Origin of the sequence: Planosporangium spinosum (assembly GCF_049999945.1) — a bacterium.
GTDB classification, from domain to species: domain Bacteria; phylum Actinomycetota; class Actinomycetes; order Mycobacteriales; family Micromonosporaceae; genus Planosporangium; species Planosporangium spinosum.
Genome location: NZ_JBLYUB010000034.1, coordinates 1 through 19,498, shown reverse-complemented (window position 1 = coordinate 19,498; position 19,498 = coordinate 1). Strand labels below are relative to the sequence as shown.

At 72.7% G+C, this 19,498-nt stretch carries 14 protein-coding genes and 1 riboswitch; of the genes, 5 read left to right on the top strand and 9 right to left on the bottom strand.

The features are described 5' to 3' along the window. Positions 1 to 128: 128 nt before the first annotated feature. Positions 129 to 1,397 carry an MFS transporter gene (locus ACNTMW_RS30295; protein ID WP_426637371.1) on the bottom strand — a complete coding sequence of 423 codons (1,269 nt, stop codon included), beginning with the start codon at positions 1,395 to 1,397 and terminating at the stop codon, positions 129 to 131. 61 nt (positions 1,398 to 1,458) lie between these two features. Between ACNTMW_RS30295 and ACNTMW_RS30290 the strand changes: the two genes are divergently transcribed. Continuing rightward, positions 1,459 to 1,989 (top strand): ArsR/SmtB family transcription factor, encoded by a 531-nt coding sequence (locus ACNTMW_RS30290; protein WP_426637370.1) that lies wholly within the window; start codon positions 1,459 to 1,461, stop codon positions 1,987 to 1,989. A 363-nt stretch (positions 1,990 to 2,352) separates the two neighbouring features. Here ACNTMW_RS30290 and thrC read toward each other — a convergent pair whose 3' ends face one another. Then, a complete protein-coding gene (thrC, locus tag ACNTMW_RS30285; protein ID WP_426637369.1) occupies positions 2,353 to 3,633 on the bottom strand; it encodes a threonine synthase in 1,281 nt (426 codons plus the stop codon). A 12-nt stretch (positions 3,634 to 3,645) separates the two neighbouring features. After that, positions 3,646 to 3,775, bottom strand: a riboswitch (SAM riboswitch). A 240-nt stretch (positions 3,776 to 4,015) separates the two neighbouring features. Between thrC and ACNTMW_RS30280 the strand changes: the two genes are divergently transcribed. After that, the gene (locus tag ACNTMW_RS30280) at positions 4,016 to 4,948 is read left to right on the top strand and encodes a glucosyl-3-phosphoglycerate synthase (RefSeq protein WP_426637368.1); all 933 of its coding nucleotides are present in this window, start codon (positions 4,016 to 4,018) and stop codon (positions 4,946 to 4,948) included. Positions 4,949 to 5,094: 146 nt separating this feature from the next. Here the strand turns inward: ACNTMW_RS30280 and ACNTMW_RS30275 are convergent, their stop codons facing one another. The 3 genes from ACNTMW_RS30275 to ACNTMW_RS30265 all read right to left on the bottom strand — a co-directional run bounded on the left by ACNTMW_RS30275 (position 5,095) and on the right by ACNTMW_RS30265 (position 9,596). Further along, positions 5,095 to 5,973: an ABC transporter permease gene (locus ACNTMW_RS30275; protein WP_426637366.1), complete on the bottom strand. Its 879-nt coding sequence runs from the start codon at positions 5,971 to 5,973 to the stop codon at positions 5,095 to 5,097. After that, on the bottom strand, positions 5,970 to 8,885 hold the full coding sequence (locus ACNTMW_RS30270) for an alpha/beta fold hydrolase (RefSeq protein WP_426637365.1): 2,916 nt from the start codon (positions 8,883 to 8,885) through the stop codon (positions 5,970 to 5,972). The genes ACNTMW_RS30275 and ACNTMW_RS30270 overlap by 4 nt, the downstream gene beginning before the upstream one ends. A gap of 348 nt (positions 8,886 to 9,233) precedes the next feature. Continuing rightward, the gene (locus ACNTMW_RS30265; protein WP_426637364.1) at positions 9,234 to 9,596 is read right to left on the bottom strand and encodes a hypothetical protein; all 363 of its coding nucleotides are present in this window, start codon (positions 9,594 to 9,596) and stop codon (positions 9,234 to 9,236) included. 722 nt (positions 9,597 to 10,318) lie between these two features. Between ACNTMW_RS30265 and ACNTMW_RS30260 the strand changes: the two genes are divergently transcribed. Then, positions 10,319 to 12,511 (top strand): AAA family ATPase, encoded by a 2,193-nt coding sequence (locus ACNTMW_RS30260; protein ID WP_426637363.1) that lies wholly within the window; start codon positions 10,319 to 10,321, stop codon positions 12,509 to 12,511. Positions 12,512 to 12,562: 51 nt separating this feature from the next. Here the strand turns inward: ACNTMW_RS30260 and ACNTMW_RS30255 are convergent, their stop codons facing one another. Together ACNTMW_RS30255 and ACNTMW_RS30250 are read right to left on the bottom strand one after the other, a co-directional pair. Then, complete coding sequence (locus ACNTMW_RS30255; protein WP_426637362.1) at positions 12,563 to 12,949, bottom strand: DUF3263 domain-containing protein; 387 nt, start codon at positions 12,947 to 12,949, stop codon at positions 12,563 to 12,565. Between the two features lie 94 nt (positions 12,950 to 13,043). Continuing rightward, complete coding sequence (locus ACNTMW_RS30250) at positions 13,044 to 13,829, bottom strand: DeoR/GlpR family DNA-binding transcription regulator (protein ID WP_426637361.1); 786 nt, start codon at positions 13,827 to 13,829, stop codon at positions 13,044 to 13,046. Positions 13,830 to 14,090: 261 nt separating this feature from the next. Between ACNTMW_RS30250 and ACNTMW_RS30245 the strand changes: the two genes are divergently transcribed. Together ACNTMW_RS30245 and nagA are read left to right on the top strand one after the other, a co-directional pair. Then, positions 14,091 to 15,050, top strand: a complete 960-nt coding sequence (locus ACNTMW_RS30245; protein WP_426637360.1) for an ROK family protein — start codon at positions 14,091 to 14,093, stop codon at positions 15,048 to 15,050. Continuing rightward, a complete protein-coding gene (nagA, locus tag ACNTMW_RS30240) occupies positions 15,047 to 16,168 on the top strand; it encodes an N-acetylglucosamine-6-phosphate deacetylase (protein ID WP_426637359.1) in 1,122 nt (373 codons plus the stop codon). Before ACNTMW_RS30245 ends, nagA begins: the two co-directional genes overlap by 4 nt. Positions 16,169 to 16,278: 110 nt before the next feature. On the opposite strand, the gene ACNTMW_RS30235 is transcribed toward nagA, so the two are convergent. Both ACNTMW_RS30235 and ACNTMW_RS30230 read right to left on the bottom strand, forming a co-directional pair. Then, positions 16,279 to 17,382, bottom strand: coding sequence for a phosphatase PAP2 family protein (locus tag ACNTMW_RS30235; protein ID WP_426637357.1), 1,104 nt, complete (start codon positions 17,380 to 17,382; stop codon positions 16,279 to 16,281). Between the two features lie 109 nt (positions 17,383 to 17,491). Further along, a complete protein-coding gene (locus tag ACNTMW_RS30230; RefSeq protein ID WP_426637356.1) occupies positions 17,492 to 19,378 on the bottom strand; it encodes an NAD-binding protein in 1,887 nt (628 codons plus the stop codon). Positions 19,379 to 19,498 lie beyond the last annotated feature (120 nt).

The following is a 19,498-nucleotide window of genomic DNA, read 5'->3' as shown; positions in this document are numbered from 1 at the left end:
CGTGAGGCACATCCGTTCCGAGCCCGTTGATTCGCTCGGTCATCCGTCATCTTGCCCCCTACGCGGCGATCGTGAATAGCGATCGGCGTCCTGACCAGGCGGCGACGGTGACGGCGGCCGGCTCCCGGTCAGGCGTCGACGGTGACGGCGGCCGGGGCCGGCTCGCCGTGCTCGCCGGTGGGCAGTTCGCGCATGGTGCGCAGCGGCGAGAGGAAGACCGGCAGGAACGTGAACATCCCGCCGACCGCCGCGATCCACAGCGCCTCGCGGACCCCGAGGTACCTGCCGAGCACCCCGCCGATGAACGCGCCGATCGGCATCGTGCCCCAGACCAGGAAGCGCATGGTGGCGTTCATCCGGCCGAGCAGCCGCTCGGGCGTGAGCCCCTGCCGGAAGCTGACCTGGGTGATGTTGTAGACCACGACGCTGAACGCGTACACCAGGGACCCGGCGGCCGCGGCCCACAGCAGCCAGCCGCGCTGGATGACCGGGTACAGCAGCAGGAACGGCCCGGAGACCGCGACCGGGATCCAGATCGCCGGGCCCTGGCCGATCCGCGCGGCGACCCTGGTGGCGGCCAGGGCGCCGAGTAGGCCGCCCACCGCGCCGAACGAGAAGAACAGGCCGATCGTGCCGGGCGGCAACCGCAGTTCGCGGGCGAGCAGTACGACGAGCATCGCGCCACCGATGTTCGAAAACAGGTTGGACGAGCCGGTACACATCGCGATCGACCGCAGCAGCCGGTTGCCCAGCACGAACCGCAGCCCCTCACCGATCTCGCGGCCGAGGTGGGCGTCGGGCCGGCGTTCGGGCTTCGGCTCCCGCTTGCGGATCAGCCCGACGAACAGCGCCGAACCGGCGAAGCTCAGCGCGTCGACGACGACGGCGACCGGCGCGGTGAGCCAGCCGATGAGCAGGCCGGCGGCGGTCGGCCCGGCGATGTAGTTGACCCCGCGGACCGCTTCGAGCTTGGCGTTGCCCTCCACCAGGTTCTCCCGGCCGACCAGGTGCGGCAGGTAGCTCTGGTACGCGACGTCGAAGAAGACGGTGAACATGCCGGTCAGCAGGGCGACGGCGTACATCTGCGGCATGGTGAGCACGCCGAACCACCAGGCGACGGGTACCGAGCCGAGCAGCACGGCGCGGCCGACGTCGCCAACGACGAGGACGTTGCGCCGGCGCATCCGGTCCACCCAGGCGCCGGCGGGCAGGCCGATCAGCAGGAACGCGGCGCTCTCGCAGGCGGCCAGTACTCCCACCTCGAACGGGTCGGCGTGCAGCGCGAGCACCGCGACCAGCGGCAGCGCCAGCATGGTGACCTGGGTACCGAACTGGCTGATCGTGTCGGCGATGAACAACTGCCGGAAGTCGTGGTGGCGGAGCAAGCCGAAGCGCATGCGGGTAGCATGCTCCGACTGATTGGGAGAAGTCAATCAGTGACGCGTAGGATCTACGCCCATGAAGGAGAGGCGGCCGGCGACCGAGGCGGAGGCACGGGCGCTCGCCTCCGCGGTGCGGCTGCGCATCCTGCGGCTGTGCCTGGACCGGGCGCTGACCAACAAGGAGATCGCCGAGCGCCTCGGCGCGAACCCGGCGACCACCCTCCACCATGTCCGCACGCTCGTCGATACCGGTTTCCTCGCGGCGCAGCCGGCGCGGCGGGGCGCCCGCGGCTCCCGCGAGGTGCCGTACCTCGGGACCGGCAAGTCGTGGAACCTCGACGTGAGCGAGGCCGGGGTGCCGGGTGGCCGCGGTGCCATCCTCGACGCCTTCCTCGCCGAAGCCCGCCTGGCCGACCTCGACAAGGTCGACATGACCCGGCTGGGACTGCGGCTGAGCGAGGACGACTTCCGGGAACTGCGGGAGCGGATCGGCACGATCCTGGAGGAGTACGCCGCCCGGCCACGCGACCCGGATGGCCGGCCGTACTCGATCTTCGTCGCCTACTACGAGGACACCGATCGCGACCCGCCTGCCGCCGCCGGTTGACCGGACCTCGGCCGGGTCCTCCCTGACCAGGTTTTCCCGGCCGGGCCTTCCTCAGAAATGGTCGAGAGGACGCTCGCACAGCACCTCCGGCACTGCGGTCGCGGGCCGACCGACGGATCGGTGGCCTCGCGGCGACACGTCCTCCCGCACCGAGCATCGTGCTGCCATCGACGCGGCCCAGTCAAGGCCCCGGATGGCAGACTTCTATACAGTAAGCAACCTTCCCGATACGTTGGCGTTAACGCTCGTCGATGGGCTTCGCGCCGCACCGCACGTCATCACACGGGTAACGGAGGCCGGTGCGCAGCCATCGATAGAAGTCGTATCTATGCAGGTCAGAGTCGGTTTGCAGATGGTGGAAAATCAGTCGAGCAGGCCGGCCTCGCGAGCCGCCCGCAGCGACGGCTTGACCCGGTACGTGGGCCCCACCCGGTCGGCGACCGCGTCGAGCGTCTTCAACCCCTCACCGGTGTTGAACACGACCGTCTCGGCCTCCGGGTCGAGCCGACCCTCGTCGACCAGCTTGCGCAGCGCGGCCACGGTGGTCCCACCGGCCGTCTCGGCGAAGATGCCGGTGGTACGGGCCAGCAGCCGGATCGCGTCGCGGATCTCCTCGTCGTCGGCGTACGCCATCCACCCGCCCGAACGCCGGACCGCCTCGAGGGCGTACACGCCGGCAGCCGGGTCGCCGATGTTCAGCGACTTGGCAATGCCGGTCGGCTTCTGCGGGACGATGTCGTCGCGCCCGGAGTGCAGCGCGAGCGCGATCGGGTTGCAGCCGGCCGACTGGGCGCCGAACACCCGCCACCCGTCGGCGGGCGCCTCGACCAGGCCGATCTCGACCAGCTCCGCGAACGCCTTGTCCACCTTGGTCAGCAGCTCACCGCTGGCCATCGGGATCACGACCTGCTTCGGGATGCGCCAGCCCAACTGCTCGGCGACCTCGTACCCCAGGGTGCGCGAGCCCTCGGCGTAGAACGGCCGGACATTGACGTTGACAAACGCCGTGTTCTCGAACTCGTCCGTCTCGGTCAACTCCGAGCACAGCCGGTTGACGTCGTCGTACGAGCCGTCGATCGCCACCACGTCACCGCCGTACACGGCCGTGGTGATCACCTTGCCCGGCTCCAGGTCCGACGGGATGAACACCATCGACGGCACCCCGGCGCGGGCCGCGTGCGCGGCCACCGAGTTGGCCAGGTTGCCGGTCGACGCACAGGCATACCGGTCGAAGCCGAGCGCCTTCGCGGCGGTCAACGCCACCGACACCACCCGGTCCTTGAACGAGTGGGTCGGGTTGGCCGAGTCGTCCTTGACCCACAGCGGGGCGCGCAGGCCGATCTCGCGGGCCAGCGCGGGCGCGGGTACCAGCGGGGTGAAACCCGGGTTGAGCGTGACCCGCGTGGCGGGGTCCTGGCCGGCGGGCAGCAGCGAGGCGTAGCGCCAGATGTTCGGCGGGCCACCCGCGATCTCCTCGCGGGTCACCCGCTTGAGGGCGTCGGCGTGGTAGGCCACCTCGAGGGGACCGAAACACTCGTAACAGGCGTGCTGCGCGGCGAGCGGGAACTCGGCGCCGCAGCCGCGGCAGACCAGGGCGCGGGCGGGCGAGCCGACGAACGGGGATGCGTCGATGGTCGACGTCATGTCGAGGCCTTCCTCTCATCTTTCCCGGGAGTCGCACACCGGGACGGAATTGGCACCTGCCACGCGCGGCCTCGTCGTCGAGTCGTCAGTGGTGGTTGCCGGGGCTTCATCGGGCCGTTCCCTCAGCCCCTCTGGATGAGGTATTCGATTGTGCCCACGAGTGTAAGGATCGGTCCGGCCATACGCCATGCAATCGACGGGGCTCGTGAGTGAGGTCACCCGGCGTATCGGCGCGGGCGGGCCGCGTCACCGCGCGCCCACGGGCACCGGACACGGCCGCGTCAGCCCAGTCCACGGGTACCGCTACCGGCCGGCGAAGTGCAATACTCCACCGGATTTCGCCCTTTGCCGATACATGCCGATCTTTATAGAGCGTGGAGCCATGCACCCGACCGCCGCCTCCTGGTTCGACCGCCGCACGTCCTCGTGGCGGGACTGGCCCCTGGATCGGGTGGCCCGGCACAAGGGTGACGCCACGGTCAGCGTGGTGCTCGCCGCCCTCGACGACGAGTCCACCATCGGCGAGGTGGTCGGAGGCGCCCGCATCCTGGCCGACCAGACCGGCCTCGTCGACGAGGTGATCGTGGTCGACGCCGGCTCGCAGGACGCCACCGCGAAGGTCGCCGCCGAGGCCGGTGCGACGGTGTACCACCACACCGAGATCCTCCCCGGCCACGACTCCCGGCCGGGTATCGGCGACGCCCGGTGGAAGGCGCTCCTGGTCGCCCGCGGCGACCTGCTCGTCTACGTCGACGCCGACCTGGCCGAGTTCCGGTCGTACTTCGTGACCGGCCTGCTCGGACCGCTGCTCACCGAGCCGGACGTGGCGCTGGTGAAGGCCTGCTACGACCGGCCCGAACCGCCGTCCGCCGGGAGCGGGCCGGTCACCGACCTGCTGGCCCGCCCGCTGCTCAACGTGTACTTCCCGGAGCTGGCCGGGGTGGTGCAGCCGCTCGCCGGCGAGTACGCCGCCCGCCGCTCGCTGCTGGAGACCCTGCCGTTCGCCACCGGGTACGGCGTGGAGGCCGGGCTGCTGCTCGACACCGTGCTCGAGTCCGGCCTCGACGCGGTCGCCCAGGTGGATCTCGGCCAGCGCGCCCACGGCCGCCACGACGCCGCCACGCTGGCCGGGATGGCGGCCGAGGTGCTGCACACCGTGCTCGAGCGGGTACACCCCAACGACCCGCGCTGGGACACCCTCACCCGGTTCGCCCGGGTCCGGGACACGATCACCGCGGCCGATCAACCCGTCGGCGGGACGCCGCGGCCCCCGATGGCCACGATCCCCGAATACGCCGCGCGCGACCAGTCCTGATCGACACAACTTCCCGGATGTCGTGGCATCCCGGGTGCCCTGAGACCACAACTTTCCGGATGTTGCGACGATCGTGGCCGCCTGACGCCGTCGGCCGCCTGACGCCGTCGGCCGGCTGACGGTGCCGGCCGACGGCGGTCAGCGCACTAGCTGACCACGTCCTTGCGCAGGAAACGCCACCAGGCCAGGCCGAAGAAGACCACCCCGTAGCTCAGCGCCGAGACGCAGCCGCGTACCAGGTCGTCGGTCTGCAGCGGGGTGGACAGCAGGCCCAGCCAGGCCTGCGAGAAGTGGGTCGGCAGGAAGCTACGGATCGCGCCGAGCGCCGTGATCTGGTCGAGGATGCTCGACAGGATCTGCAGCAGTACCGCCCCGCCGACCGCGCCCAGCGGCGCGTCGGTCGTCACCGACAGCAGGAACGCACACCCCGCGACGACCAGCAGGCCCACGGCCAGGTACCCCATGATGCCCAGCAGCCGCAGCAGGGCGTCGCCGGCGGCGAGGTCACCGGCGATCGTGCTGCGCAACGGGTGCCAGCCGTACCGCAGCGTGCCGGCGGCCAGTGCGGTGCCCAGCAGAAGCACCATCGCCAGCGCCGAGTACGCCATCGACACGGCGAGCTTCACGCCGAGCAGCCGGCCGCGCGGTACCGGGATCGCCAGCAGGTAGCGCAGGCTGCCCCAGCCGGCCTCGCTGGCGACGGTGTCGCCGTGGAACAGCGCGACCACGACGACGAGCAGGAACGACGCCGACACGAACACGGTGAACAGCGCGAAGTTCACCCCGCCCGCCGTCGCCAGGTCGACCAGGCTGGAGAACTGGCCGCGCCGGCCGCCGCCGCCCCGGTCGTTGCCGCTGTTCAGCTCGAACGCGATCAGGACGATCAGCGGCAGGAGCACCATGAACCCGAGCGTGAGCTGGGTCCGCCGGCGGCTGGCCTGCCGGCGGAACTCGGTGGCGAAGGTGAAGGTACGGGTCGGCCGGTAGGTGCCGGCCGTTGTCGTGGTCGTGGTCGTCGTGGTCACCGCTCCCCGCTCGCTTTCGTGTCGCCGCCGACCAGGGCCAGGAAGGCGTCCTCCAGGCGCCGCCGAGGCACCACCCGGTCCACCCCGATCCCGGCTTTCACCAGTGCCGCCACCACCTCGGCACGTGGCGTGCCGTCGAGGTCGACGACCAGGCCGTTCCCGCCGGACCAGGCCACCGACCGGGCGACGCCGAGCCGGTCGAGCACGGTCTCGGCCTCGTCGACGTCCGACACGTCCAGCTGCACGCTGGGCGAGTCGCCCACGATGTCGCCCACCGGGCCGGAGGCGACGATCTGGCCCTTGTGCATGACCACCACGTCGGTACAGGTCTGCTCGACCTCGGCGAGCAGGTGGCTGGAGACCAGTACCGCCCGGCCGTCGGTGGCGTACCGGCGCAGCACCTTGCGCATCTCCGCGATCTGGGGCGGGTCGAGCCCGTCGGTCGGCTCGTCGAGCACCAGCAGTTCGGGCAGGCCGAGCATGGCCTGGGCGATCGCCAGCCGCTGCTTCATGCCGTGGCTGTACGTCTTCACCTTGCGCATGACCGCGTCGCCCAGACCGGCGATGTCGAGGGCCTCGTCGAAGCGGGCGTCGGCGACCGGCCGGCCGGTGGCCTTCCAGTACAGCAGGAGGTTGGCGTACCCGGACAGGTGCGGCAGGAAGCCGGGCCCCTCCACCAGCGCGCCGACCCGACTGAGCACCGGTGCGCCGGGCGTGAGCTGGTGGCCGAAGACGAAGACCTCCCCCGCCGTCGGGTAGGTCAACCCCATGAGGACCCGCAGCGTCGTGGTCTTGCCCGCGCCGTTGGGCCCGAGCAGGCCGACCACCGTGTTGCGCTCGACGGCGAAGTCGACCCGGCCGACGGCGACGAAGCCGTCCGCGTACTCCTTGCGCAGGCCGCGGACGACGAGCGGGCGCTGCGCGTACTCCGCCTCGATCCGTCCCCGGCGACCCTGCCGGCGACGGCCGAGCGCGATCAGCGTGACGATCCCGACCGCGATCACCGCGACGAGACCGGCGAGCACGTACCGCCAGATCACCGACGGCGTCTGGATCGGCGTACCGGTGGCGGTCGGCAGCACGACCGGGCCGTTCACCGCGACCGTGTAGACCGTCGGCGGCGCCGGGGTGGTGTACGCCTGGTCCGAGGTCGAGACGGTGATCCTGATCCGGTGGCCCTGCTCGATCCGGTGGACGATCGCCGGCAGCGTGACCGTGGTGGGGGTCGCCTGCGCGATGGTCGGCGGCAGGCCGGTGAGCCGGACCGGGGCGACCAGGCCGGCCGGCAGGGTGGCCCGACCGGCCGGGTCGACGTCGTAGAGCTTGACGAACAGCACCGCCTCGCCGGTCGGCGAGGCTGCCCGGATCCGCACGGTCGGCGCGCCGGTCACGTCGACCGGCTTCGCCAGCGGTGCCGAGGAGAAGTCGGCGTGCTGGCCCGGTATCTCCATGGTCACGCCGGCGGCGCTGCCGAGGGCACCGCCGAGACCGGCCAGCGACGACAGTGCCGCGGGGTTGCCGTTCGGCGGGTTGGCGGCGGGCTGCGGCGGGCCGTCGACGTCGACGCGCTCCTGCTTCGTGCCGGTCGTACCCGGGTAGTCGGTGACGGTGAAGCCGGCCGCGACGAGCCCCTCACCGCTGGCGTCGATACCGGAGATACGCGAGTACGTGAAGCTGTTCGAGGGCTTCGGGCCGGTACCGGCGAGGTAGTGGTCGAGCCACTGCGCGGTGAGGAACCTGATCCGGTCGGAGTCGGACCGCGGTCCCTGGCCGCCGTCATGGCCACCGGTGAACCAGGCGACCCGTACCGGTGTGCCGTTGGCCGCGATACCCCGGGCGTTGGCGTCCGCCTCCGACAGCGGGAACAGCGAGTCGGCCTCGCCCTGGACGAGCAGCGTCGGCGCGGTGATCCGGTCGAGGTACGTGGCCGGGCTGGAGCGGCGCAGCAACTCGAGCGCCCGGGGGTCGGGGCGGCCGTTCGTGGCCATCGACAGGTACGCCTGGCAGACGTCGAGAGCGAAGCGACCGCACTGTGCCCGGGTGGCGAGCTGGCTACTCGGGTCGGCCGCCCCGGCCCGGGAGCCGCCCTGGTCGATCGGGCCGCGGCCCGGGCCGGCGCCGCTCGCTGCCGGGCTGGCCGCACTCTCCGCCCCGCTCGCTCCGGCGAGGCCGCCGAGGCCAGCGCCGGCGGACCCGCCGGAGCCGAAGAACATGCCGGCCCACTGCTTCTTGAACACGCCGTTGTCGGGGCCACCGCCGGCGGCGTCCGGCAGGAAGGAGCGCGCGAGGTCGTTCCACGTGATCATCGGTACGATCGCGTCGATCCGCCGGTCCTGGGCGGCGAGCAGCAGGGCCAGGCCGCCACCGTACGATCCGCCGACCGCCGCGACCCGGGGGTCACCCGCGCCGTCCGTGCGGATCTCGGCCCGCCCGGCGAGCCAGTCGACCAGGCCCTTGGCGTCCTTGACCTCCCAGTCCGGGCTGTCGAGGTGGATCTCACCGGTCGAGCGGCCGAACCCCTGCGCGGTCCAGGTGAGGACGGCGTACCCGTGGCCGGCGAGATCCTCGGCGTCGGCCGCGGTGTCGAGCTTCGTCCCGCCGAAGCCGTGCGCGAGCAGCACCGCCGGTACCGGATGGTCGGCGCTCGCGCCGCGGGGCAGGTACAGCCGGGTGTCGAGGGTGACCTCCTGGTCGCCGGCCGGACCGGTCCGCACCGTGATCATCCGGTCCTCGGTGCGGTAGCTGGCCGTGGTGGGGCGCGCGGACCAACCGACGAGACCGACGAGACCGACGACGACGGCGGCGGTCGCGACCGCGCGGCGCCGGGTCAGGCGTACCCGGGTCAGGCGTACCCGGGGCAGGCGTACCCGGAGCAGGCCACGGCGCGGTCGGCCGGGAGACGAGGACGGCATGGCGCAACGGTACGACGTGCACCTGTGATCAACCTGAAGATGGGCGCCGCCACGCCCGGGTGGGTGGCGGACCTCGGCCGGGCGCGTCGCCGGCGCCGCGGACGGACCGGTGACGCGCCGGCGACGCGCCCGGCACCGGCGGGCGGACGGTGGTGTGTCCGGCACCGGAAACGGCCGTACCCTCGTTCTCCGCGACCGGCGGGGAACGAGGGTACGGCCGTGAGCCCTGTCTGATGTGGTCATGCCGGGATGCGATCGCCGGCCTGCCGCGCGTCGGGCGGCGCTCCCGGTGGCCGGCCGGTGCGGGGTGTCTGCTACCGGCCGGAGCGGGTGTTGCCGCCCCCGGCGCTACTCGCTGAGCGTGGCGCGGGGATCACCCGCGTGCACCAGCTCGCGGGGGTCGGCGTTGACCGACACGGTCGGAACCCGCTGCAGTACGGCGGTCTCGGCGACCCCGAGGTCCTGGGCCGGGCGCAGCGGCTGGAACGTCGTCCGCGCCACCGCCGGGGCCCCGTCGCGGCCGCGCCGGCGCCGGCCGCGGGCCTGCTCGCGCTCCGCCCGCTGCGCGTTGATGATCGCGTCGATCTTGCTGTTCTTGGTGCCGTGCGCGTACCCGATGAGGTAGGCGACGCCGTTGGCGACACAGGCGATCAGGAACGCGGTGATGGGCAACCACACGAGCGCTGAGTTCTGACTGAAGACCACGGACATGGAGGGGCTCCTTTCGTGCTGTCCGCACTTTATGGAGCGATCGGGCGTCACAGATATACCAAAATCCGATCTAGACCCGTTTGGATACCGACACGAACCCTCCGGTAACGGGCACCCATACTTTCAGTCACCGCCCCCCGCTCATCAGACTAACCGCCAGGTGGGGACGCAGAGAAAGCCTTGAATCGGTAGCGGAATGTGGCCACCGACTCATGTGACCGCCGTCCCAGATCACCTTCCTTACCTTACTCCCGAGTAACGCTCTCGGAATATCGCGCCGCCCGTGACCCGCGGCCGATCCGGGGCCGACAGCCGGCCGGCCGGTTCGTCCACCCACGCACCGGCAGGCACGCTCAGCAGCGACAACGAACGACCCGTAACGAACCGGTCGCACACTCGTTATCCAGAGTGCCGAGCGTGGAATCGATCCTTCGTCCCATTTCTCGGGACGGTACGGAGGCTTTCCGGGGACACCGGACATCGCGTTTCTCTCCGCCGGCGGACTCGGCGTGAAAACGCACCGGCGCGCGTACCGTGGCCATTTGACTTCCGGCGCCGCCGGACCCGGTTCGACCATAGATCGTTTATCCGGTCGCGCCATTGCCGGGGCATTGTCGACGTCCCTTCGCGCCCGATCCGGTGGCCGCCCGGCGGTCCGCGGGAATGGTGCCACCGCGTGCGGCGACGACGATGGCCGAGCGCACGACGATAGGCTCGTGATCGTGACCGAGCCGCCCCGATCCCTCACCCTGACCGCGAGCCTGCGCCCCGCCGCGCTCGACGCCCGGCGCGGCGTCGTACGCCTGCACTCCGAGGTGTTCACCGCGCTCGGCCTGCGCCCCGGCGACCCGGTCACGCTCACCGGACGGCGGACCACCGCCGGCATCGCCGCCCTCGCCGAGACCCCGGCCAGCCGCGCCCTGCTCTACGCCGACGACCTCACCCTCGGCAACCTCGGCACCCGCGACGGCGGCCAGGTCACCGTCGCTCCGGCGCCCGCGCGGGCCGCACGCACGGTCGCCCTGGCCGGCCCCGCCCAGATCCAGGCGGTCGTCAGCCCCGAGATGCTGCGGCTGGCGCTGCTGGGCAAGGTCGTCACCGTCGGCGACAACGTCTCCCTCCTACCCCAGGACGTCGCGCCCGCGAACAACGTCCGGGGACTTCTCGAAGCCGCGCGGCGCAGCCTGTCCAACACCATCGGGTACGGGTTCACCAGCACCCTGGTTACCGTCACCGCCGCCGAACCGGACAGCGCCGCACTGGTCACGATGGACACCGTCGTCGCGTGGCGCGACGGCCAGGCCACCCACGAGCCGGGCACGGTCACGGCGGCGCCGGCCGAGGACCGTACCGAGGCGACCCTCGACGACCTTCCCGGCCTGCGCAGCCAGGCGCACGACCTGACCGAGCTGCTCGACCTCGGCTTCCACCACCGCGAGGTGCTCGCGAAGCTCGGTACGACCGTCTCGCTCGGCGTGCTGATCACCGGACCCGCCGGGTCCGGCAAGTCAGCCCTGGTGAAGGCGGTCGCCGCGGACCTTGGCGCGGACGTCACCGTCCTGTGGGCACCCGAGATCGCGGCGTTGACCAACGCGTCCGCCGACGCCCACCTGCGGTCGGCCGCCGCCGAGGTCGGCAACCCGGGGGTACTGGTGGTCGCCGACGTGGAGGCGCTCGCGCCCCGCGACAACCCCGGCCCGCTGCCGACCATCTTCCGCCGGGTGCTCCGCGACCTCCTCGACCGCGGCACCGCCGTCGTCTGCACCACCAGCCGCCCCGAGGCGGTCGACCCGGGCCTGCGCTCGCCGGGGCTGCTCGAACACGAGATCGGGGTACCGCTGCCGGACGCCGCCATGCGCCGCGAGCAGCTCACCGTCCTCACCCGGGGCATGCCGCTCGCCGACGACGTGCGGCTCGACGACATCGCCGGGCGTACCCCCGGCTTCGTCGCCGCCGACCTGTCGGCGCTGATCCGCGAGGCGGGGGTGCGCGCCGCGCTGCGCCACAAGTCCGGTACGGCGTCACCCCGGGTGACCATGGCCGACTTCGACGGAGCCCTGGAGGTCGTCCGGCCGACCTCGATGGCGGAGAGCTCCCTCGAACTGGCCGAGCTCACCCTCGACGACGTCGGCGACATGGTCGAGGTCAAAGAGGTCCTCACCGAGTCCGTCCTGTGGCCGCTGTCCTACCCGGACGCCTTCGCCCGGCTGGGCGTGCAGCCACCGCGCGGCGTCCTGCTCTACGGTCCGCCCGGCTGCGGCAAGACGTTCCTGGTCAAGGCGATCGCGGGTACCGGCAAGGCCAATGTCCTGTCGGTCAAGGGAGCCGAGCTGCTGTCCAAGTGGGTCGGTGAGAGCGAGCGGGCGGTACGGGAGCTGTTCCGCCGGGCCCGGGAGGCCGCGCCGACGCTGGTGTTTCTCGACGAGGTGGACGCGCTCGCCCCGGTCCGCGGCCAGGCCACCGACGGCGGGACCACCGACCGCGTCGTCGCCGCGCTCCTCACCGAACTGGACGGGGTCGAGGCGCTGCGCAACGTGGTCGTCATCGGCGCCACCAACCGCCCGGACCTGATCGACCCCGCGCTGCTGCGGCCGGGACGGCTGGAGCGGCTGGTCTACGTACCGCCGCCGGACGCCGCGGCCCGCGCCGACATCCTGCGGGCGGCTGCCCGGAACGTCCCGCTGGCCGCCGACGTCGACCTGACCAGGCTCGCCGCCGACCTGGACGGCTTCTCCGCGGCCGACTGCGCGGCGCTGGTACGAGAGTCCGCCCTCGCCGCGATGCGGGAGTCGCTCGAGGCGTCGACCGTCACCGCCGAGCACGTCGCCCGGGCCCGCAAACGGGTCCGGCCGTCACTGGACCCGGGCCAGGTGGCGTGGCTCGCGGCGTACGCCGAACAGCAGGCCGCCCGCTGAACCGGCCGCGCGCCGCCGGCGGAGGGCCGCACCCTGTCGCCGGCCGGTGGGTCAGCGCCGGGTCGGCCCCCGGCCGGTACGCAGCCGGCGCAGCCGGTTGACCAGTACCGGGTCGTAGGCCAGTGCCGCGGGCCGGTCGAGCAGCCCGTTGAGCAGTTGGTAGTAGCGGGTCGGGGGCAGGTCGAACTGGTCGCGGATGGCCTGTTCCTTCGCGCCGGGCTGGCGCCACCACCGCTTCTCGAAATCCAGCAGGGCACGGTCGCGCTCGGCCAACGCGTCGGCGTCCGGTGTGGACGACGCCTCGTCGACGCCGCCGGCGAGACGCGGTTCGTCGACCGAGTCGGGAGCCGGGTCGGCCGACTCATCGGCGGCGTCCGCCGCCCCGTCGGCCAGGTCGGGACCCGCGTCCGCCGGCCCGGTGATGTCCGCGCGCTCCATCGCCGCCTCCCGGCTCTCGGTACGACCGTCGTCGCCCGTCCAGCGTATCCGCGCGTGCGTCGCCCGCCACCGGCAACGCTAGGCGGCCACGACGCTAGGCGGCCACGACGCGGACGCCGGCCTGCTCGAAGCCGGCGATGATCTCGGGGCTCGCACCCGAGTCGGTGACGAGGGTGTCGACCCGTTCGATCGGGCAGATCCGCGCGAAGGCGTGCCCGCCGAGCTTGGAGCTGTCGGCGATGATCACGACGCGGCGGGCCTGGCCGACCATCAGGCTGTTCATCGCGGCCTCACCCTCGTGGTGCGCCGCGGCCCCGAGCGTCACGTCGAGCGCGTCCACCCCGAGCAGGGCCACATCGAGGGTGACCTCGCGCAGCAGGTTGGCGCCGAGCGGGCCGACCAGCTCGAACGACTGGGGGCGTACCACCCCACCGGCCACCACGATCTTCATGCGGGAGCGCACGAGCAGCTCGTTGGCGATGTTCAGGGCGTTGGTGACGACGGTGAACTGGGCCTCGTCGACGTTGCCGGCCAGCTCCGGGCGGACGGCCAGGGCCCGGGCCACCTCGGTCATGGTCGTACCGCCGTTGAGGCCGACCACCATGCCGGGTTCGACGAGGGCGGCCGCCGCCGCGCCGATGCGCTGCTTCTCGGCCGAGTGCTTGGCCGTCTTGTAGCGCAGCGGCAGATCGTACGAGACGCCGTTCGCGACCGCCCCGCCCCGGGTACGCGTGATCATCTGCTGCTGCGCGAGCTGGTCGAAGTCGCGCCGAATGGTGGCCTGGGAGACTGCCAGCCGCTCCGCGGCCTCCTCCACGCTGACCCGGCCGCTCTCGGTGAGCAGCTCGAGGAGCGCGTTCCAACGGGCGTACCGGTCCACCGTCACCTCCCTGCGCAGATTGTGCGAAGTGCTGTGCACACTAATGCGCGAAACTCCACGTGACAAGCGTGGGCACTGCGCGATTCACTCACTTCCTCGGAGATCCTTCGCGATCTTGGACACTTGTGGCACCAATAGCCGGCACAAGTGTCCAAGATCTCCGAGAAATGGCGAGGGGTGGCGTCACACACACCCCGTCCTGCACAATGACGCGCGAAGTAGCGCCATTTCACGCCGGACCGCGCAATCAGGAGTTCGTATATGGCGGACGACGTGGTCGTCGCCCTCGACGTCGGGGGTACCGGCATCAAGTGCGCCCTCGTCGACCCCACCGGCCGGGTACGCCACAGTGAGCGCCACCCGACGGGTCGGGAACGCGGGCCGGACGCGGTCGTCGCGACCATCCTGGACATCGCCGACGGGCTGGTCCGCACGGCCGATCGGATGGGGCTGCGGGCCACGGCGACCGGAATCGTCGTGCCCGGGGTGATCGACGAGGCGAGCGGCGTGGCGGTCTGGTCGGCGAACGTCGGCTTCCGCGAGGTGCCTTTGAAGGCGCTGGTGGCCGACCGGACCGGCCTGCCGGCGGCGCTCGGCCACGACGTACGCGCCGGCGGCCTCGCGGAGGCGCGGCTCGGCGCCGGACGCGCCTTTCGGCACGTCCTCGCCGTGCTCATCGGTACCGGGATCGCCGCGGCCCATGTCGTCGACGGCAAGGTCTTCGCCGGAGCCCACGGTGCGGCCGGCGAACTGGGGCACATCGTGGTGCGGTCCGACGGCCCCGCCTGCGGTTGCGGGCTGCGCGGCTGCCTGGAGGCCATCGCCTCGGCCTCGGCCGTGGCCCGCCGGTACGCCGAACGCGTGACCGACGGTGGGTCCGCCGGTGCCGACCGGGTCGCGGCGCTCGCGGCGGCGGGCGATCCCGTGGCGGCCGCGATCTGGCAGGAAACCGTCGACGCCCTCGCCGACGGGCTACTCACCGGGCTCGCCCTGTTCGACCCCGAGGTCGTGGTGGTCGGCGGCGGCCTCGCCGAAGCCGGCGACACGCTGCTGGCCCCGCTCGGTGCCGCACTGCGGGCGCGGATCACGTTCCACCGGGAGCCGGCCCTGTTCCGGGCCGCGCTCGGCGACGAGGCCGGCTGCCTCGGCGCCGGCCTCATCGCCCAGGACGCCCTGGCCGGCCCCACCGCCCAGGACGCCCTAGACCGGGAGAGTCGATGACCGTTATCACGGGCCCACGGATCGTCACACCCGACGGGGTCCTCGACGACGGGCACCTCCGCGTCGACGGCGACACCATCGTGGCGGTGGACACCGGACGGACCGGTAACGGTGCGGAGAGGGTGGACGGCGCCTGGCTCGTGCCCGGCTTCGTCGACATGCACACCCATGGCGGTGGTGGGTACACGTTCACCACCGGCGACCCGGACCAGGCCCGCGGGGCGGCCCGGTTCCACCTCGCGCACGGCACCACGACGCTGCTGGCCAGCCTGGTCACGTCCCCGCCCGACCTGATGCTCGCCGCGACACGCGCGTACGCGCCGCTGGTCACCGAGGGCGTGATCGCCGGCATCCACTTCGAGGGCCCGTACCTGTCGCACGCCCGCTGCGGCGCGCAGAACCCGGACCACCTGCGCCAACCGTCGATCGACGAGCTGTCCCGGCTGCTGGCGGCCGGCGCCGGTGCGGTCCGCATGGTGACCGTCGCGCCGGAGTTGCCGGGTGCCCCGGAGGCGATCGCGTACCTGGTCGCACACGGGGTGGTGGCGGCGATCGGGCACACCGATGCGACGTACGAGCAGACCCTCGCCGGCGTCGCCGCCGGCGCGACCGTCGGTACCCACGTCTTCAACGGCATGCGCCCGCCGCACCACCGCGAGCCCGGCCCGGTGTTCGCGCTGCTCGGTGCCGAGCGCGTGACCTGCGAGTTCGTCGCTGACGGGGTGCACCTGCACGACGGCACGCTGGCGTTCTCCACCACCGTCACCGGACCGGCGAGGGCGGCGCTGATCACCGACGCGATGTCGGCGGCGGGCATGGCCGACGGGGAGTACGAGCTGGGCGGCCAGTCCGTCACGGTCGCGGGTGGCGTCGCCCGGCTCACCGGCACCGGCGCGATCGCCGGCAGCACGCTGACCATGGACGAGGCGTTCCGGCGCGCCGTCGGCGCCGGCGTACCGATCGCGGACGCGGCCCGGATGGCCGCGACCACGCCGGCCGCCGCGATCGGCCGCACCGACCTGGGTGCGCTGGCACCCGGCCGGCGGGCCGACCTCGTCGTCCTCGACGACGACCTGCGCGTCGTCCGGGTCATGTGCGCCGGCACCTGGGTCGCCTGAACCACCCATGATCGACACAACTTCCGGGAAGTTGTGGTCTCAGGCCGGGCCGGAAACCACGACTTCCCGGAAGTTGTGACGATCACGGCGCGGGCGGCGCTCCGGCGTGCTCACCGCGGCCGGGGTAGGCCGGGTCCGGCCCAGCCGGCCGCCGTGAGCCGGCGGCCGAGCGGCACGGAGTCCCACGGCACCCGCATCAGCAGCCGGTACAGCAGCAGCCCCAGCAGCAGCCCGGCGACCGTGTCGGTCAGCCAGTGGAAGCTCAGGTAGACCGTGGTGCAGAACAGCACCACCGGCGGCACCGCGCGCAGCGCCTGCCGGCGCCCGGCGGAGAGCACCCCCGCGAGTAGGAGCGCGAGGACGCCGTACCAGACGATCGCGACGACCATGTGCCCCGACGGGTACGACTGGCTCGCCGGGTCGCTGAACAGCCGCTCCGGGTAGACCACACCGTTCTGGTTGCGCGGCGGCGCCCGGTACAGGCCGAGCTTGAGCGTGAGCACCGTCACCCCGGTGAGCAGTTCGGCGGCGAGCACCGGTAGCACCGGCCGGACCGAGCGCCGCCGCCAGCCGAGCACGACCGCGACGCCGAGGGCGATGACGGCCAGCCAGGTCCCCTGGCCGAGGTAGTTCCCGGCCCGGGCCAGCCAGTAGAGCCCGGCCGGCCGGTGCGCCTCGCACCACCGGAACACGCTCAGGTCGACCCCCAGCAGGTACCCGTTGCCGAGCGCCACGGTCACCGCCCCGAATCCGGCGAGCAGCGCGCCGTCCACCCACCAGGACCGCGCCGGAGGTGGCGGCGGCGAGCCGTCGGTGGGCAGCCGTAACAGCCGGCAGAGCGCCTCGAAACCGGCGTCCGTGCCCGACCAGTGCCGCCGCAGCGCCGGTAACCCCGCCCGGCGGGCCACCGACCGCAGCGTGACCATGACGACGACCGCGTCGTCGGCGTACCCGACGACCGGCAGGAAGTCCGGCACCAGGTCGAACGGCATCGCCAGGTAGCCACCCAGCAGCACCAGCCGACCCCGTGTGCCCCACGGCAGGCTGCGGTCCCGGGCGAGCCGCCCGATCAGCCGGAGCAGGTCCGGCAGCAGCCGCAGGACCTCCGGCAGCACGCCGCCCCGGGGTCGGCCCACCAGTAACGCACCGATCAGGGCGAGCCATGAGACGAGCAGCCCGGCGGCCACCCCGCCCACGATCTCCCACGCCCGCACGCCGCCACGGTACCCGGAGCCGGCGACACTCCTGAGCCCGCCGCTCGGTGACCTGGTCCCGCCGGGTCGACGAGCTCACCCGGACCGGCCGCCCGCCGGGTCGACGAGCTCACCCGGACCGGCCGTCCGTCGCGGCGACGGTCTCGCCGGGTGGGCCGGTACGGGCCAGCAGGCGGCCGAGCCCGTCCCGGGTGGCGACGACGATCAGGATGTCGTCGGGTGCCAGTCGCCGCTGCGGCGGCAGCTCCCACAGGGTCGTGCGCCGCCGGTCGGTCACGACGGCGATGGTCCGCGCCTCGCCCACGTCGTCGGCGTCGGCGAGTACCGCGCCGGCGAGTTCGGAGCCGGCGCAGACCGGTACCTCCGCGACGAGCAGGACCCGCCGGTTGACCGAGATGGTCCCGATCACCTCGCGTTCGAGCATCGCGGCGGCGAACGCCGGCGCGGCCACGTACGACACGCTCCGGGAGCTGGTGATGCCGAACGCGCGCTGTACCCGGTCGGCGAAGTCGCCGTCGAACAGGCGCAGTACCACCCGCATGTCCTCCTGGAGCGCGCGGCCCTGGATCGCGGTCTCCAAGTTGTTGCCGTCGTCGGTGGAGACCACGACCAGTGCCCGGCAGGTGTGCACCGAGGCGGCGCGCAGCGTCTCCACCCGGTGGGCCTCGCCGATGATGTACGGGATGCCCAGCTCCCGGGCCACCGGGATGCCACGGGCGTCCTCGCTCCGGTCGATCGCCACCACCGGTACGCCGAGGTCGTGCAGCTGGCGGATCACCCGGGTGCCGACGTTGCCCAGCCCGACCACGACCACGTGGTCGGAGATCGGTTCGCGCAGCCGGCCCAGCGTGAGCGCGAGCCGGGCGTTCACCACGGCCTCCACGACGGCGGCCGTGAGGACCGGGATCAGCGCGATGCTGACGATCGTGAGCACCGTCTCGGTCACCTTCACGACCGGTTTGCCGGCGATGTCGGGCTGGGCACCGGCGAGCGCGTCGAGGATCGCCAGGTACCCGGCGTTGAGCCAGCTTCGACCCAGGGCGACCTTGAGCACGACGGTCCCGGCGATGAGCAGCCCGACCAGGGCCAATGCCACGAGCCGCAGCTTGCGGCTGACCAGCATGGACAGGGCGCGCAGCGGGCGGCGCCGCCGGCGCCGCAGCCGTCCGGCCACCGCGGCGCGCCGACCGACCGCCGGACCATCACCCCGTACGACGAGGTTGGAGGTACCAATGTAGTCGGCCGAGTCGGGCAGGACGGCGGGCACCCGGATCCCGCGGGCGACGGCGAGGACCAGGTCGGTACGGTCGGAGTCCCGGGGCAGCAGCCGCTCCGGCCTGCCATCGGCGCCCGAGGTGGCGAGGCCGCAGATCACGTCCTCGGGGCGCACGTCCCCGCGGCGGGCCACCACCAGGGTGCGGCCGGTGAGCCGCACGTACACCGGTGCCATCTCACCGAGCGCCGCCGACACGAACGTCGGCGTCGCCATCGCCGCGTCCGACAGCACCCGGCAGTCGGAGAACAGTTGCCGGATGCCGTAGCCGAGGCTCATGTTGAACATCCGGATGACCAGGCGCAGCCGCGGGTTGAGTTCCTGGGCCTGTAGCGCGGCGTGGATGTTGCCGACGTCGTCCTGGTGCACGACGGCGAGCGCGTCGGCCCGGTCGACCCCGGCCCGGCGGAACGCCTCGCCGTCGAGCCGGTCGGACTCGACGATGCCGACCCTCAGCCGCGCGATCTGCGGGCCGTGCCCGCGGTGCCGGCTCGGCAGGATGACGGTGACGTGGGCCCCGTACCGGGTCACCAACTCCTCGACCAGCCGGTAGGCCAGCGGGTCGTCGCCGCACACCACCAGGTGGGGGCGCTGGTTGCCGTTGTCGCCGGCGCGCAGGGCGATTCCGTTCACCTGGCGGCGCAGCACCTCCCGTCCGCGCACCGCCACGGCTCGCCGGGAACGGGCGGCGCCCAGGCGACGGATCCAGGATTCGGCGGCCACGCCCCGGATCGTATCGATGCTCGACGACACAACGGCATCCGGTCGTTGACGCTCGGCGACACCTCGGCATCCGGCCACGGGAAGCGGCGGCGGGTACGGACACGGCGGCGGGTACGGAAA

What these genes read in the sequence shown, in the direction of transcription:
- thrC (WP_426637369.1), bottom strand. Translation starts at nt 3,633, where the DNA reads ATGACGTCGACCATCGACGCATCCCCGTTCGTCGGCTCGCCCGCCCGC.
- ACNTMW_RS30245 (WP_426637360.1), top strand. Translation starts at nt 14,091, where the DNA reads ATGGCGGACGACGTGGTCGTCGCCCTCGACGTCGGGGGTACCGGCATC.
- ACNTMW_RS30295 (WP_426637371.1), bottom strand. Translation starts at nt 1,397, where the DNA reads ATGCGCTTCGGCTTGCTCCGCCACCACGACTTCCGGCAGTTGTTCATC.
- ACNTMW_RS30265 (WP_426637364.1), bottom strand. Translation starts at nt 9,596, where the DNA reads ATGTCCGTGGTCTTCAGTCAGAACTCAGCGCTCGTGTGGTTGCCCATC.
- nagA (WP_426637359.1), top strand. Translation starts at nt 15,047, where the DNA reads ATGACCGTTATCACGGGCCCACGGATCGTCACACCCGACGGGGTCCTC.
- ACNTMW_RS30255 (WP_426637362.1), bottom strand. Translation starts at nt 12,949, where the DNA reads ATGGAGCGCGCGGACATCACCGGGCCGGCGGACGCGGGTCCCGACCTG.
- ACNTMW_RS30280 (WP_426637368.1), top strand. Translation starts at nt 4,016, where the DNA reads ATGCACCCGACCGCCGCCTCCTGGTTCGACCGCCGCACGTCCTCGTGG.
- ACNTMW_RS30270 (WP_426637365.1), bottom strand. Translation starts at nt 8,885, where the DNA reads ATGCCGTCCTCGTCTCCCGGCCGACCGCGCCGTGGCCTGCTCCGGGTA.
- ACNTMW_RS30290 (WP_426637370.1), top strand. Translation starts at nt 1,459, where the DNA reads ATGAAGGAGAGGCGGCCGGCGACCGAGGCGGAGGCACGGGCGCTCGCC.